We start from the raw sequence: 13,364 nt of genomic DNA, 5'->3' as shown, positions 1-13,364 counted from the left end.
CGGCTCCGTCGATCCGGCGAGGCTTGCGTCCCCTATCTCAGTGTGTCCCCAGCGGGCGCCGTCCGCCGACATCCGCTCATGCCATATTGAGTGCATTCCATCCGATTGGTTCGGGTGTGTGGCTGGTGGGCCGGAATCGCAATGGCGGCTCGTTGTACTCGCGCAATCCAGCCGATGGTGCGGGCGATGACGAAGAGTGTCTCATCGGCGTCGGGTCGTGTTTGGGAATCGACGTGCGACGAACGGGTCGATGTTGCAGACGCGGCGGGCTCTGTGCTGGCGGTGTTCTCAGGCTGCGCCTGTGGCCTGTTCGCGGAGCCATTGGCAGTAGGCGGGATCGATGTCGGAGGCCAGGCGCTCGAATTCACGAAGTGCTTCGGCGGTACGGGCAAGACGAGCATGGTGGGCTGCGCGAGCGGCGAGCAACTTGGGTTCGTTCGGGGCGTGGCTCAGGCCCGCGTGGGCAGCGGCGAGAGCGGCGGGATGGTCGCCCTGCTCTGCGTACAGGTCGGACAGGTCGAGATGGAGTGACCAGTTGTCCGGTTCCAGAGCGAGTGCACGACGGAATGCGGCGGCCGTTTCGTCGTGGTTCCCTAGCAGCCGCCAGGTTCCGGCTCGAACGACCTCCGCCAGCACGGTTCGGCCCACGGCGTCGGCGCGGTCGCACAGAGCCAGCGACTCGTCGGTTCGGCCCAAGATGCGGAGCGAGATCGCCATTCCGGCTAGGTCTTCGGGGCCCAGACCCGCCCGAGACCTGACCGTCTCGACCGCCCGCAGCCAGGGCCGGGCGGCGGCATCGGCAGGCACCGCCGTGTGGTCGAAGAGTCGGTATACCGCCTCGCGCAGGGCTTCGGTGCTCACCCCTGAAAGGAAAGACGCCTCGGAGAACCAGGGAGCGTCAGCCCATGCGATCCGCGGGCTGACGCCGCTGAGCGCACCGAGCGCGAGCGCGGCATCGTCCATCCGGCCGTCGAGGAAGTGGCGGAATGCCAGGATCGGCGCGACGCTCGGGTCGTCGGCGGACAACTCGCCGAGTTCGGGCAGTAGCTCGACCGCGGCCGCGTAAGCCGCGGGGTCGCTCGGCGCGGTTGCGATCGCGCGAGACAGGTGGCGGGCGGCCTGTTCGGGATCGCCGCCGCAGTGGGCCAACACGTTCGCCAGGGTGATGTCGAGAGACATCCAACGACGGTATCGGACGAGAAGTGACTGTCCGGGCCCGAAATACTTGGGGCGAACGAATTTTGACACATCCGCTCATGCCGCTGAGCGGGCGGTCCACAGTCGCACCACAGTGGCCTGCCGCTCGACGGCTTGCCGCTATCGAACCGCGCTCGCCGTGCGGGTGCCGACCGGTTGGACCCGGATCTGCGGCCCGACAGCCCAGGGTGTTCGCGTTGTGGAGCGTTAGGCCCACTGCACACCGAGGCCGCAGGTCATCGACCCTGCGGCCTCGGCGTCGTGTGGCCTTGCGCGAACCCCTTGGTGCGGTTCAGTCATCAACGAGCATCGTTTGTGTCCGAGCGATCCTGGGCGTCAGGACCTGATAGCCCTCCCATCAGTCTCTAAATAGTCGATTACAGCACCGAGGTCAGGAGCGTCTCCTCGGACAACTCCGACTCGTAGACCTCGGGTCGGAAATCCTGGAAGTCGGTTCGGGCGTTGAGCACACTGGCGATAGTGTCGAAGAATGCAGCGAGGCTGGATCCCCACAAGGTTCCGTCGATGGCGCCCGAACCGATGCCCGCTTCGTAGACATGGCCGTAGGTCGGCTCCGGCCGGTGGTCGATGAACAAGACACCGGCATCGATGGAACGGGCGATCGGAACCCACTGGTGAGCGTGGCCGAAAAGGCTGTCCTCACGCAGCCCCGACGCGATGTTCTCGGCACCGAACCCGACGCACCACCGGTGGTCCGAAGCGATCACAGCGGTATCCAGCAGTTGATACCTCAGTGGCAGGAACGCACCCGGCTGCTCGATGAAATCACCGTGTCTGGTCTCGATAAGTCCGTTATTCCGCTCGAGCAGTGCCCGCAAATCCGGGTGCAGGACGAATCCGAGATCAGTCTCCAGCCGGGCGAGCTCGTCGGGAGTCGCCGGGGGTCCCAACGCGGTTCGGGCTGCCGGTGAGTACACAGCCAACATGGACAACAACCTGATCGAATGTGCCGATTTCAGAAGCAACCACGAGGCGACCCTAGAAGACGGCACCGATATCCCTTCGGCCACAGCCACGCCAGCCTTCATCGCGCGCAGATTGACAATCTGCTATTCGGGGGTCGAGGAGCATCCGGGAGAAAAGTCACGGTAAGCGGACGGGTTGAATCTGGTTGTTGTGCTGGTGATTTCATGTCGGCGTGATTGACGATGGTGTGCCCGGTTACGGGCGGTTCGGTGTGTTGTCGCGGGTGGAGTTGGAGCGGTTCTTCTATCTGGATGATGAGGATCGGCGGTTGATCGCGGCACGTCGCCGGGATTACAACCGGCTCGGGTTCGCGGTCCAGGCCGTGACGGTCCGCTACCTGGGGATGTTCCTGGCCGATCCGCTGGATGTACCGGCGGAGCTGGTGGCCTATCTCGCCGAGCAGCTGGAGATCGATGACCCGTCGTGCCTGGGTGAGTACGTGGTGCGGCGCACGACCCGGTTCGAGCATCAGGCCGAGATCGTGGCCCAGCGCCCCAGGTCGTTCTTCCTCTTGCCCCGGATAACAGCCCATTATCCGGGGCAACGAAGGCACTCGGGCAAAGCTGTCGAATACGCGATATGCGTCCACTCCGCCGGTACATGGGCAGCTGCCACTGGCTATTTCACCGGGGCCTCGTCGGTGGGTAGTGCGCTAGGTCGCCTGCGCCTCATCGACCGAGGTCACCGGCCATGCTGCCTGTCGACGCCATTCCGAACTGTTAGCGGTTGCCCACGTCAGTGCTCTCATGAGCGGGCTGGTTATCGGCCCCGGAATGGGGGGTGGCCTCAGTCGCGAAGCGGCTGCCTCCTCGACCGTCGGCCGGCTCCTGCGCCAGACCCGTCGGCTTCCCGACAGGACGCAAGGCGAATACCAGCACAGCTGCGCCGAAGAGTGCAATGAGCATGATCCAGCCCGCGCCAACGTGCATGGCATGGATAAACGCATTATCGGCAGCCTGCGCAAGAGTGGGCCGGTGAATCGCGGTGGCGACATGCCTGGCCTGTTCGGCGGAAACCCGCGCCTGGTCCTGCACCTGCTCGGGTACATCGCTCAGCGAGGGTTCGATCGCGCGCCGATACACGATCGACATGATCGTGCCGCCTACCGCGATCCCGATCACGCTGCCGGTCTGTCGCGCAGTGTGGGTGACGGCCGAGCCGGCACCGGCCCGTTCCAACGGCAGGATGCTGATCAGTGCTCCCGTCACTGGCATCATCATGCCGACCGAAAGACCCTGGACCAACAACATGATCTCGATCCAGACGAGGGGGGTCTGCAGTCCGAGCAATCCGACCGCGCCCATGGATAGCGCCGCCACGGTTAGCGCTGGTACGGCGACAGGGCGTAGCGACCAGCGGCGAACCAGACGCGCGCCAAGGGGCGCACCCACGACCGCGCCGACTGCGGTCGAGACATTGGCCAAGCCTGCCTTCATCGGCGAGAAGCCAAGTGCACCTTGCAGATAAAACGCGTTATAAAAAGTTATGGCAGCCACAGAAAAGAAGAGCAATGCCATGGCCGCGTTCCCGCCACCGAATACCCGTTGCGCGAGCAGTCGGGGATCGAAACTGGGCGCCTTGATTCGCAGTTCGACGAGTGCGAAAGCTACCAACAAGGCCAGTCCGGCGCCGATCGGCGCCCAGACATCCGGACGGCTCCAGTTGACCACCTGCCCCGCACGGATCAGCCCGTAAGCCAACGCCGCGAGTCCGCTGATCGAGAGCAACATCCCAGCCGGGTCCAGCGGCCGCACGGTGGGACTGCGGAAATTAGGAACCAGCATGGCGATCCCGGCCAACGCCAGCACCGCAACCGGGACGTTGACGAGGAAGGCCGAGCCCCACCAAAAATGGCCGAGAAGGAGCCCCGCCAACACCGGGCCCGCAGCCATTCCGACACCGGCGGCTGTCGAGGAAATGGTGATCGCGGTTGCCCGCGCGGGGCCGGTGAAGGTCCACAAAAGGATGGCAAAATTGGCAGGCATGATCAGCGCGGCGCCTATTCCCATCGCGGCTCGGGCGGCAATTAGTTGGCTTGGGTCACTTGCGTACGCTGCCCATATCGAGGCCCCTGCGAAGATCACCATTCCAGTTGTGAGCACAGTCCGGTGACCGAAGCTATCGCCCAGTGCGCCTGCGGTGAACATCAAGGTGGCGAAGACCAGAGTGTATGCGCCTGTGGCCCATTGAAGCTCGGCCGGGCTGGCACCCAGTCCGCTGACCGGGTCCGCAAGAGTTTCCAAGGCGACACTGAGGATGGTGTTGTCCAGCCAGATCACCAGCTGGGAGAACATGAGAACAGCAAGGATCAAATGCTGCCTGAACTTCGGCAACGTTGGGGACGCGGTCATGAACACCCTTGGATTCGATCGGAGAGAACCTGACGACTGGACCGTAAACAATCATCACGCCCCAATCAATTACTGAGATATTTATCCAATCAATTGCATCTGGACGAATTCCATGCCCTGTGACGTATTTGCATCCCAGCAGATTTTATGACCTATGACGGATTGCATCTCAACGGATCTTATGCCCTTGAACTCATTTGCATATGAGCGGTTTTTATGCCCTATGGCGGACTTTTTGAGGTTTCGGTGGGTCTCGACGTCGCACTTCTCGGCAACGGTGCCGTCCTCGGTCGAGGGGGTTGCGGAGATCGCTTGTGCCGCCACCGACACGCAGCGCGCCGTCGATGGGGCGTTTCGGTAGCCCCGATTGCCACCTCGCCGCCCCTGATTCCGGCCCGAGCAATAACCAATACGCCACAGCCCCCCGATGATGAACGCACGCAACTCGGCTACTTAAGGCGACTTCGCCGGCGCGGGAGCGGGTTCGATGTCGAGGACGAATAGATCCGCCTGCTCGTCACCGGGCCTTTGCGGGACTGCTGGACGACGGTGGGAACGGGTGATGAATGACGTAGGCGTAGTCGCGTATCTAGGCACCGAACACCGTCGCAACATCGTCGGCGCTGTAACCGGTGGGATGGGTCGGCTCCGGTCGCGGCCGGGCGTAGTGCTCTTGGAGACGATCGAACATGTCCTCGACGCGGACGTGGGTGTAGATGCTGGTCGTGGTGATGTGCGCGTGCCGCAGGATGGCCTGGACCTCGGCGATAGGGATCGTCGCATCGCTGACCAGGCGGACCGCGGCGGTGTGCCGCAAGTCGTGCAGAGTCCAGTTCGTGCCCAGCTTGGCGTTGGCCCGCTGCAGGATTCGCCTCATCGCCCAATAGGTGAGTGGGCGCGACTCCCCCCGAACGGTCCGGAATACCGGCTGACCAGGCGCGGGCGGCCCGTCTTGTTCCAGGTAGCTGGCCAGATAGAGAAACGCTCGGCGATCGGCAGGGATATCTTCGCGTGCTCGGGATCCCTTGGAGATCACCCAGATTCGCTGTCCACCGCAGTGTCGTCGAGCAGCAGGCCAAGCAGTTCACTGGCTCGGGCTCCGCTGGAAACGTAGAACAGCAGCAGCGCTCGATCCCGGTCGCATCCCATCTCGTCGAACAGTTCGTCCCACATTCGGTCGGGAATCGACCTCGGCTGCGCTTTGGGAACTCGTTGTCGCAACCGTGCCCGGCGGACAACGGGCTTCGGCTCCAGTGGGCTGTGGTGCGCCATGGCTTGCCGCCTGGCCGCCGACTGCGGCACCGGGTTGAGGACCGGGCCGCGGCCGAAGCCGGCGTGGAAGTCGTAGAAGCCCCACAACACCGTCAGGCAGTGGTTGATCGTCCTGGGCGCGTAGCACGCCTTCAACGACTGCTTGCCCGTGCGGACGTTCACCGCTCCCAGCTCCGGCGTACCGGGCTGGCGGCGTTGCCGCTGGTAGTTGGGTGCTGTGCGGAGCCAGCCGACCAGCACTCTCACCTCGGATTCCGTGGCCTTGTCCCATGGGACGTCGAGCAGCCACAACAGCCGATGCCATCGCAGCAGGTCGTAGCCGTAGCTGCGGCACGTGAGCGGACTGACGTCGCTCAACGCCAGATCCCGCAGATACCCAACCGCCGGTTCCACCGGCACCCGGTGCTCGTCAACAACCAGGAACGGCGGGAGCCTCCCCGGCCCGGCCACAACCGCACCGAGACGGGGAAGCTCCACCAACCCATTCATCACTGATGTTCGGAGGTCCTTATGCACACCAAATCCTTCGTAGCGAAGGAATTGGTGCAGTCAACAGAACACGTGCTACGCCTGGCCGACGACGAACCCTACCGTCGCGAGATCAAGGGCCAGGCCAACCTCACCGAGGGGCGTCACGACCTCGCGCGGCGAATCTTCCACGGCGCACCGTGGACCCGGAAGCCATCGTGGCAGCACAGCTGCGGACTGCAGCCGCCCACCGGGACCGCACCGGTAGCGCACTGGAGCCTCCGTTCACACCAGTGACCGGGACCGGTCCGCTGCGCGCCCCCGGCGGTTCGTTCCACGCCAATGTCCGTGGTCTGGATGTTATGTACGGATGGAATGCCGACGACATGTCCGCGTTCCCGCAGGCCGCCGGTGACAGCGGCGACGTCGCCGAACGGACCCGACACATGTACGAGACGCCGCTCGCGGACCTTCGTGCACGGCTCCTGCGGGCGGGCGCCCGCGTACACGCCTACCGACTGGACTGGCGCCCCAGCGTCTCAACGTTCGGCGCGACCCACTGCGTCGAACTGCCGCTTCTCCTGGGCTGCGAGAGCGCCTGGCAAAGTGCGCCGATGCTCGGCGACCTGGCCTGGTCGGACATCGACGCCGTCGGCGGTGCCGTCCGCGCGGCGTGGATCTCCTTCGCCCGAACCGGCGCTCCGGGCCCGATGCCGGACCCACTTGTCCATCTCACCCCATGAGCGCCTGGCCGCGCGCTGAGGGACTGTGGGTGACGACGCGAGCAGCTTGCGCGGCGCCCGCGAGAGCTGCGCACCGCCGCGGCGAGACCTTGGCGCCCGGCCCGGCCGCTGCCCCTCCGTCGGTCGAGTGGTCGACACCCGGTGGACCTACTCGTTGTAGCAACCGCAGCAATATCGCGACCCCCAGGGGAGTCGCACCGCGCTTCCAACGATCAGCTCGGGCTCATCCCCGACAAGCGTCCACCGGTCGACAGCTCGTCCCGGTCCAGCTCACACACCAGAGTCGCGCAAGCTACACCGAAATAGCTACTGCCACAGGCAATTTGCGGCAGGTAACACGATTCTTGTCAGGCGAACCTCCGATGCCCGCCAGACCGGCCATAGCAGCACAGCGCATCGGCGGGCGACATCGGTGAGTTCGTTGTCGGGCTATTTGGCGACCGCGGCAAGCTTGGCCGAGACTGCTGCCGCGATGCGAGGCGTGAACCGAGCCAGTGTGTACATCAGGTGGGCTTCTGCGGCGATGGGGGCGACGCCGGTGTTGCGGTCGACGGCCTTGAGGATGTTGACCGCAACGCGTTCGGGTGTGTACCCACGTTTGGCGTAGAGGTCGCCGAGCTTCTTGCGCACCTCGTCTGCACCGTCACCCCGGATCGGGGAGTTGGCGGTGATGGGGGTGTTGATGACGCCGGGGCAGATCGCAGTGACTCCGATGCCGAGCGGCTTGAGCTCACTGCGCAGCGCCTCGGAGAACCCGCGCACCGCGAACTTGGTCGCGCTGTATGCCGTCAGGCTGGGGTTGGCCAGCAGGCCTGCAGCCGAGGCGACGTTGACGACGTGGCCCTGGCCCCGCTTGACCATGTCCGGCACGAATGCGGTGCAGCCGTGCACGACACCCATCAGGTTGATCGAGACGAGCCACTCCCAGTCCTTGATGGTGGTGTCCAGGAAGCCGCCGAAAACTCCCACGCCAGCGTTGTTCACCAGAAGGTCGGGGGCGCCGAACCGCTCCTGTACCGAATCCGCGAAGGCTTCCATCTCGTCGACGGAGGAGACGTCCACCTTCGCAGTTAAGACGTCGCGGCCCAACTGTCGGGCCTGCTCCGCGGTCACCTCGACGGCTGCGAGGTTGATGTCGCACAGGGCGAGCGAGGCGCCCCTGCGCGCGCACAGCAGTGCGAGCTCGCGGCCGATACCGCTGCCCGCTCCGGTGATGACCACAGTACGGCCGGTGAGGTCCTTGGTCCTGAGATGGTTCGTAGGAAGCATGACGGAACCGTAGGCGTGGGCGCCACCGACCCGCTCGTACGACGACGCCAGCATTTACCTGGGCAGTTGTCGTCCCGCGACAGTAAGGTGCGCTGCATGGAGTCGGGTTGGCCACCGTTACAGGAACCGGAGTCGAAGCGCATCTGGGGCGACGTGGTCACCGGAGTCGCCGCCGACCTCGGTGCCCATGCCGCCGACCTCGCCGTCCGCGTGGCCGACCTGATGCGTGCGGAGTTACCGGAGTTCATCTCCGACGCCGAGGCTTACGACCAGCAGGTCGCTTCGGCGGAGTCGTCGCTGCGGGCGATCTCGGCGCAGCTCCAGCGCGGCGGTGACCCGCGAGCGGTGATCCTGCCCGAGGCCACGGTCGCGGTGGCGACAACAGGGGTGCACCGGCTGGTGGCGCTGGCCCCGATGCTGCGCTCGTACCGGCTGGCCCACCAGGTCGTGTGGCAGTGGCTGCTGGCGCGGATCTCCGAGCGGACCCTGGAGCCCGTCACGCTGGCCAGGGCTGCAGATCTGCTCTCGGCCTGGTTGTTCGCGTTCGTCGATACCTCTTCGAGCCTGGCTGAGCAGCTGTACGAGACCGAGCGCGACGAGTGGATGCGTAGCGCGATGGCGGCCCGGGTCGAGGCGGTCGAGGCGATCCTGTCCGGTCGCGAGTGTGACGCGCGACGGGCCTCGACGCGGCTCGGCTACGAGCTGGGGCGCCATCACGTCGGCGTGGTCGCGTGGGTGGAGTCGGCACCGGAGGGTTCGGATCCGCAGTCGGCGCTCAACCGGCTGCTGCAGCAGCTGGGCCGGCTGGCCGGTGCCGATGCCGTGCTGGTGTGTCCGCGCGGTGCGAAGAGCAGCGTCGCCTGGATCAGTCGGGCTCGCGCGTTCGGTGACGGCGACCTCGGCAAGATCGCCATCTCGGTTGAGGCGATCACGCACGAGTTCGCCCCGCTGCTGGCGGTGGGCACCCCGGGCCACGGGCTGACGGGCTTCCGGGCCAGCCAGACGCAGGCCGGCCATGCCCGGCGCGTGGCGACCCTGATCGATGCAGCGACCGGCTCGGTGACCCGGTACGACGAGGTCGCGGTGGTCGCGATGGCCACGGTGGATCCTGAGCAGGCCAGAGCGCACGTCGTAGGTGTGCTGGGTGGCCTGGCCGCCGACGACGAGGCGACCTATCGGGTAGCCGAGACGCTGGCGGTCTATCTCGAGGAGAACCACAGTCGCAACCGTGCCGCCGCGCGGCTGCACATCCACGCGAACACGGTCGCCTACCGAGTCCGGCAGGCCGAGAGCATCCTCGGTCACGCGATCGGGGGCGGCGATCTCGATCTCCGCGTGGCGCTGGCACTGCTGCCTGCCCTGCGCCGGCTCCCCTCCAGCTGACCTCACCCGTGAGTTGCCGGCTGTCGCGGCAGCACAGTGAGGCGACCGAAATCTGTCGTGGCTGACCGAGACGGCACCTGCCTGCGGTTCGTAGTGTCCTGCATCACAGGGCCACATGGCCCACCGTCGATCGCCCAGGAGGCTGCCATGACCGTTGAGTCATCCGTGTACATCGAGCCCACCGAGCGCCAGGTCGGCGCCCTGGTCGAGGCGGCCCAGCGGACCAGTGGCCCCGTGATCATGCTGAACCTGCTGAAGTTCAACGACGAGGGGGGCCGCGACAGCTACCTGCGCTACGCCCGTGACGTGCAGCCGCATCTCGACCGCGTGGGTGCCTCGATCGTGTACTTCGGCAACGCCGGCAGCGTCGTCATCGGCCACGAGGGCGACGCTTGGTGGGACACGATCCTGCTGGTGCAGTACCCCTCGCGGTCTGCATTCTTGGACATGGTCATGGACCCGGGCTACCAGCAGGTCAGCCAGCACCGCACTGCCGCACTGACCACCTCGGCGCTGGTGTCCACCGACCCGTGGCTGGTCGACCTGTCGTGAGCGCCGCGTTCGAGAACCGTCAGGTCGTCGTGGGCGATGTCAGATCGCCCGTGCTGGTGGGTGGTCCGCACGACGCCTCGCCCACCGAGGCCGTGGTGTTCGTACACGGCAACCCCGGCGGCGGCGCCGACTGGCTTTCCCTGATGGCGCCCGTCAGCGAGTTCGCCCAGGTCATCGCCCCCGACATGCCCGGCTTCGCCCGCGCCGAGAAACGAGCCGACCAGGACTACACCGTCGCCGGTTACGCCCGTCACCTCAATGGCGTCATCGCGGCCTTCGGCTTGGAGCGCGTGCACCTGGTGGCGCATGACTTCGGCGGCCCGTGGGCGCTGACGTGGGCCGCTGACCATCCCGAGCAGGTCGCCAGCATCACCCTGGTCAACACCGGGGTGCTGCTCGACTACCGCTGGCACCGGCTGGCCCGGATATGGCGACTCCCGCTGGTGGGCGAGCTGTTCCAGCGCGGTGCCACTCCACGGCTGGTCAGGAGCCTGCTCCGACATGACAACCCGGGCCTGGACCGCCAGTGGGTGGCCCAATTGGGTGCGCACCTTCGACCGTGGGGGACCAAGCGGGCCGTCCTGCGCCTGTACCGGTCCACCTCGGTCTCCTCGATGCCGCCGCTGGCCGCGGCGCTACGTCGCCACGATTTCCCCTGCCTGGTCGTCTGGGGCACCGCTGACGTCTACCTCCCCACCGACCAAGCCGATCGGCAGCGCGAGCCGTTCCCGTCGGCACAGATCCACAAGATCCCCGGTGCCGGCCACTGGGTGTGGCTCGAAGAGCCTGACCGCGTCGCCCACCACGTCCTGCCGCACCTGCGCAGCCAGGTTGGCGCGACCCGCCTGCCTGAGCCCAGGCAGGAAAGCCAGTGATCGACGGTCCCACCACCGACGACTATCCCCTCGCCGCGGTGGTCGAGCGGGCCGAGACGTTCCACCCCAACCGGTCGGTCGTCTCGCGGCGGCCCGACGGGAGCGTCCATCGCACCACGCTCGGGTCCTGCGCCACCCGAGCCGGTCGGATCGCGTCCGCGCTGCGCGACAGCGCTATCGCCGACGCGCCCTCGCTGCGCCGCCATCTGGAGACCGAGTTCGCCAAGCGGCAGGTGCCCGAACAGTTCGAGTTCGTCCCGGCGATCCCCACCAACGCCACCGGCAAGTTCAAGAAGAACGAGCTTCGCAGCACCTACGGCAACGTCGACCGACCTGCCGCCGTCACCCCTCGAGAGGAACCGTCATGACACTCACCGCCGCACCGCAGCCTGCCACCACCAGCGCAGGTACGCCGCTGCCGCTGGTCGCCCTGCCCCAGGGCGAACTGCTCACCGTCAATTCCAACGACATCCCGCTGATCCGCGACGCTCTCGGTCCCGGGGTCCACTTCAAGCCGCTGCGCCTCGACCTAGAGACCGGCCAGTGGGTCGTGCTCGCGATCTTCGAGCCCGGCGCCGCGGTGCCACTGCACTACCACACCGGCATCGCCCAGGGCTACACCCTGGCGGGCCGCTGGCACTACCTGGAGTACCCGGACCAGATGCAGACCGCGGGCTCCTATCTCTACGAGCCGGCCGGCTCGGTGCACACCTTCGTCTGCCCCGCGGACAACACCGAGGACACCGTGCTCCTGGCCTTCGTCGAGGGTGGCAACGTGAACTTCACCGAGGACGGCCACTTCCACTCCATCCTCGACGGCGTCACCATCCGGCACCTCACCGACACCCTCAGCCAGGCTCAGGGCCTCAACGGCGTGCAGTACATCGGTGGCGGGGCCGCCGGAGTCGTCAGCGTCAACGCCTGAGACACACCACGGCCACCTCGGGCACTGCGTCAGCCACCGGGAGGGCGGGCGCATGCACGAGGTGTTGGTCGGAGCATCGACCACGAAGACGAAGACCGGCCGTGAAACCCTCGCACCCAGCGCCTGGCCCTGCTCGCCTGCATCTTTCTGCACCTGGAGCACCGGGCGACCCCCTGCGCACATCCCTGCCGGTCTTCCAAATCCCCGAGGGATCCCTGCGGCCTTCGTCGCTGACCTGGTCACGACGTTGCGTGGGTTGGCCCCGACCAGCCCCTTCAACCCGCTCGGTATAGAAGCGCAGCAGAATCGCGAACCCCAGCCGCATAGCGGGACGCGTACCCACCACCAAGTCCAGCTCACTGCCCACCAGCGTCCACTGATCGACCAGTTCGTCCTGATCACGGCGTGTTCGCTGGCGGAAATAATTCCGCTCCGACCCAAGTTAGTTTCCATGGAAACCAAATTGCGGGATCGGCGATCGGGCCGGCACCGACCTTGAAGGAGGGCACCTCATGAGCACCATCGACTTGACTCCCACCGTCGATATCCGCCGCGCCGAGGACCGGTTCAAGTCCGACTTCGGCTGGCTGGATTCCAAGCACTCATTCTCCTTCGGCCACCATTTCGACCAGACCAACACTCATCATGGGCTGCTGCTGGTCAACAACGACGACATCGTGGATCCCGGTACGGGGTTCGACACCCATCCACACCGCGACATGGAGATCGTCACGTGGGTGCTGGAGGGCTCGCTGGTCCACCAGGACTCCACCGGCCACAACGGCGTGATCTATCCCGGCCTGGCCCAGCGTATGAGCGCCGGCACCGGCATCCTGCACTCGGAGAAGAACGACTCGTGGCGGCTCAGCGGCGACGTCCACCAGGACCCGGTGCACTTCGTGCAGATGTGGGTGGTGCCCGACGAGGCCGGTATCACCCCCGGTTACGAGCAGCTGGAAATCGAAGCGGAACTGCTGTCCGGCAGTCTGCTGCCGGTCGCCTCGGGTATGCGCAAACATGACGGTCACGCCGCGATCCGGATCCGGAACTCGCACGCGGCCCTGCACGCCGCGCGGCTCGCCCCAGGACAGTCGGTGCACCTGCCCGATGCGCCGTTCCTGCACCTGTTCGTGGCCCGCGGCGCGGTGACACTGGAGGGTGCTGGCCCGCTGCATACCGGCGATGCGGTGCGCTTCACCGCTACCGGCGGCCAGCAGGTCACCGCGAGCGAGCCCGCCGAGATCCTGGTCTGGGAAATGCACGCCGGCGTCCAGTTCTGACCTTCGGTGCCCATCCACCGTCAGGGGGACCGTTCCGCGGAGCACACGACCCCTCCTACCAG

Annotated in this window: 15 protein-coding genes and 1 pseudogene; 10 read left to right on the top strand and 6 right to left on the bottom strand. The window is 66.2% G+C overall.

The features are described 5' to 3' along the window. Nucleotides 1-288: 288 nt before the first annotated feature. On the bottom strand, nucleotides 289-1,179 hold the full coding sequence (locus ACWEO2_RS03365; protein WP_452403864.1) for a tetratricopeptide repeat protein: 891 nt from the start codon (nucleotides 1,177-1,179) through the stop codon (nucleotides 289-291). 395 nt (nucleotides 1,180-1,574) lie between these two features. Beyond that, nucleotides 1,575-2,144, bottom strand: coding sequence for an SMI1/KNR4 family protein (locus ACWEO2_RS03360; protein ID WP_452403863.1), 570 nt, complete (start codon nucleotides 2,142-2,144; stop codon nucleotides 1,575-1,577). Here ACWEO2_RS03360 and ACWEO2_RS03355 point away from each other — a divergent pair. Beyond that, nucleotides 2,143-2,310: a hypothetical protein gene (locus ACWEO2_RS03355; protein WP_452403862.1), complete on the top strand. Its 168-nt coding sequence runs from the start codon at nucleotides 2,143-2,145 to the stop codon at nucleotides 2,308-2,310. The two genes, ACWEO2_RS03360 and ACWEO2_RS03355, sit on opposite strands and share 2 nt — an antisense overlap. Before the next feature lie 46 nt (nucleotides 2,311-2,356). Further along, nucleotides 2,357-2,671: pseudogene (locus ACWEO2_RS03350) on the top strand (DUF4158 domain-containing protein); the annotation flags it as partial. 232 nt (nucleotides 2,672-2,903) lie between these two features. Here ACWEO2_RS03350 and ACWEO2_RS03345 read toward each other — a convergent pair. The 3 genes from ACWEO2_RS03345 to ACWEO2_RS03335 form a co-directional block, all read right to left on the bottom strand. Then, the gene (locus tag ACWEO2_RS03345) at nucleotides 2,904-4,535 is read right to left on the bottom strand and encodes an MFS transporter (protein WP_452404145.1); all 1,632 of its coding nucleotides are present in this window, start codon (nucleotides 4,533-4,535) and stop codon (nucleotides 2,904-2,906) included. A gap of 589 nt (nucleotides 4,536-5,124) precedes the next feature. Beyond that, the gene (locus ACWEO2_RS03340; protein WP_452403861.1) at nucleotides 5,125-5,571 is read right to left on the bottom strand and encodes a tyrosine-type recombinase/integrase; all 447 of its coding nucleotides are present in this window, start codon (nucleotides 5,569-5,571) and stop codon (nucleotides 5,125-5,127) included. Then, nucleotides 5,568-6,284, bottom strand: a complete 717-nt coding sequence (locus ACWEO2_RS03335; RefSeq protein ID WP_452403860.1) for a hypothetical protein — start codon at nucleotides 6,282-6,284, stop codon at nucleotides 5,568-5,570. The genes ACWEO2_RS03340 and ACWEO2_RS03335 overlap by 4 nt, the downstream gene beginning before the upstream one ends. 33 nt (nucleotides 6,285-6,317) lie before the next feature. On the opposite strand from ACWEO2_RS03335, the gene ACWEO2_RS03330 reads away from it, so the two are divergent. Together ACWEO2_RS03330 and ACWEO2_RS03325 are read left to right on the top strand one after the other, a co-directional pair. Further along, nucleotides 6,318-6,572 (top strand): Tn3 family transposase, encoded by a 255-nt coding sequence (locus tag ACWEO2_RS03330; protein WP_452403859.1) that lies wholly within the window; start codon nucleotides 6,318-6,320, stop codon nucleotides 6,570-6,572. Then, complete coding sequence (locus ACWEO2_RS03325) at nucleotides 6,569-7,018, top strand: hypothetical protein (RefSeq protein ID WP_452403858.1); 450 nt, start codon at nucleotides 6,569-6,571, stop codon at nucleotides 7,016-7,018. The genes ACWEO2_RS03330 and ACWEO2_RS03325 overlap by 4 nt, the downstream gene beginning before the upstream one ends. Before the next feature lie 429 nt (nucleotides 7,019-7,447). Here the strand turns inward: ACWEO2_RS03325 and ACWEO2_RS03320 are convergent, their stop codons facing one another. Then, nucleotides 7,448-8,287, bottom strand: coding sequence for an SDR family NAD(P)-dependent oxidoreductase (locus tag ACWEO2_RS03320; protein ID WP_452403857.1), 840 nt, complete (start codon nucleotides 8,285-8,287; stop codon nucleotides 7,448-7,450). 96 nt (nucleotides 8,288-8,383) lie between these two features. Between ACWEO2_RS03320 and ACWEO2_RS03315 the strand changes: the two genes are divergently transcribed. The 6 genes from ACWEO2_RS03315 to ACWEO2_RS03290 all read left to right on the top strand — a co-directional run bounded on the left by ACWEO2_RS03315 (nucleotide 8,384) and on the right by ACWEO2_RS03290 (nucleotide 13,302). Next, complete coding sequence (locus ACWEO2_RS03315; protein WP_452403856.1) at nucleotides 8,384-9,670, top strand: PucR family transcriptional regulator; 1,287 nt, start codon at nucleotides 8,384-8,386, stop codon at nucleotides 9,668-9,670. A gap of 147 nt (nucleotides 9,671-9,817) precedes the next feature. Next, nucleotides 9,818-10,222 carry a DUF1330 domain-containing protein gene (locus ACWEO2_RS03310; protein WP_452403855.1) on the top strand — a complete coding sequence of 135 codons (405 nt, stop codon included), beginning with the start codon at nucleotides 9,818-9,820 and terminating at the stop codon, nucleotides 10,220-10,222. Next, complete coding sequence (locus ACWEO2_RS03305) at nucleotides 10,219-11,097, top strand: alpha/beta fold hydrolase (RefSeq protein WP_452403854.1); 879 nt, start codon at nucleotides 10,219-10,221, stop codon at nucleotides 11,095-11,097. The genes ACWEO2_RS03310 and ACWEO2_RS03305 overlap by 4 nt, the downstream gene beginning before the upstream one ends. After that, complete coding sequence (locus ACWEO2_RS03300) at nucleotides 11,094-11,465, top strand: hypothetical protein (RefSeq protein WP_452403853.1); 372 nt, start codon at nucleotides 11,094-11,096, stop codon at nucleotides 11,463-11,465. The genes ACWEO2_RS03305 and ACWEO2_RS03300 overlap by 4 nt, the downstream gene beginning before the upstream one ends. After that, entirely contained in the window at nucleotides 11,462-12,022 is a 561-nt protein-coding gene (locus ACWEO2_RS03295; protein WP_355186263.1) for a 2,4'-dihydroxyacetophenone dioxygenase family protein, read from the top strand. Before ACWEO2_RS03300 ends, ACWEO2_RS03295 begins: the two co-directional genes overlap by 4 nt. Before the next feature lie 512 nt (nucleotides 12,023-12,534). Next, nucleotides 12,535-13,302, top strand: a complete 768-nt coding sequence (locus ACWEO2_RS03290) for a pirin family protein (RefSeq protein ID WP_452403852.1) — start codon at nucleotides 12,535-12,537, stop codon at nucleotides 13,300-13,302. Nucleotides 13,303-13,364: the final 62 nt, after the last annotated feature.

The sequence above is a fragment of the Nocardia sp. NPDC004278 genome, from assembly GCF_053602975.1.
Note: the sequence above shows the minus strand (reverse complement) of the source record. Positions and strands in the feature narration are given on the sequence as shown.

Bases quoted from the DNA above. Each gene is read 5' to 3' on its own strand.
- ACWEO2_RS03365 (WP_452403864.1), bottom strand. From the start codon at position 1,179: ATGTCTCTCGACATCACCCTGGCGAACGTGTTGGCCCACTGCGGCGGC.
- ACWEO2_RS03355 (WP_452403862.1), top strand. From the start codon at position 2,143: ATGGACAACAACCTGATCGAATGTGCCGATTTCAGAAGCAACCACGAG.
- ACWEO2_RS03360 (WP_452403863.1), bottom strand. From the start codon at position 2,144: ATGTTGGCTGTGTACTCACCGGCAGCCCGAACCGCGTTGGGACCCCCG.
- ACWEO2_RS03345 (WP_452404145.1), bottom strand. From the start codon at position 4,535: ATGACCGCGTCCCCAACGTTGCCGAAGTTCAGGCAGCATTTGATCCTT.
- ACWEO2_RS03330 (WP_452403859.1), top strand. From the start codon at position 6,318: ATGCACACCAAATCCTTCGTAGCGAAGGAATTGGTGCAGTCAACAGAA.
- ACWEO2_RS03320 (WP_452403857.1), bottom strand. From the start codon at position 8,287: ATGCTTCCTACGAACCATCTCAGGACCAAGGACCTCACCGGCCGTACT.
- ACWEO2_RS03315 (WP_452403856.1), top strand. From the start codon at position 8,384: ATGGAGTCGGGTTGGCCACCGTTACAGGAACCGGAGTCGAAGCGCATC.
- ACWEO2_RS03310 (WP_452403855.1), top strand. From the start codon at position 9,818: ATGACCGTTGAGTCATCCGTGTACATCGAGCCCACCGAGCGCCAGGTC.
- ACWEO2_RS03295 (WP_355186263.1), top strand. From the start codon at position 11,462: ATGACACTCACCGCCGCACCGCAGCCTGCCACCACCAGCGCAGGTACG.
- ACWEO2_RS03290 (WP_452403852.1), top strand. From the start codon at position 12,535: ATGAGCACCATCGACTTGACTCCCACCGTCGATATCCGCCGCGCCGAG.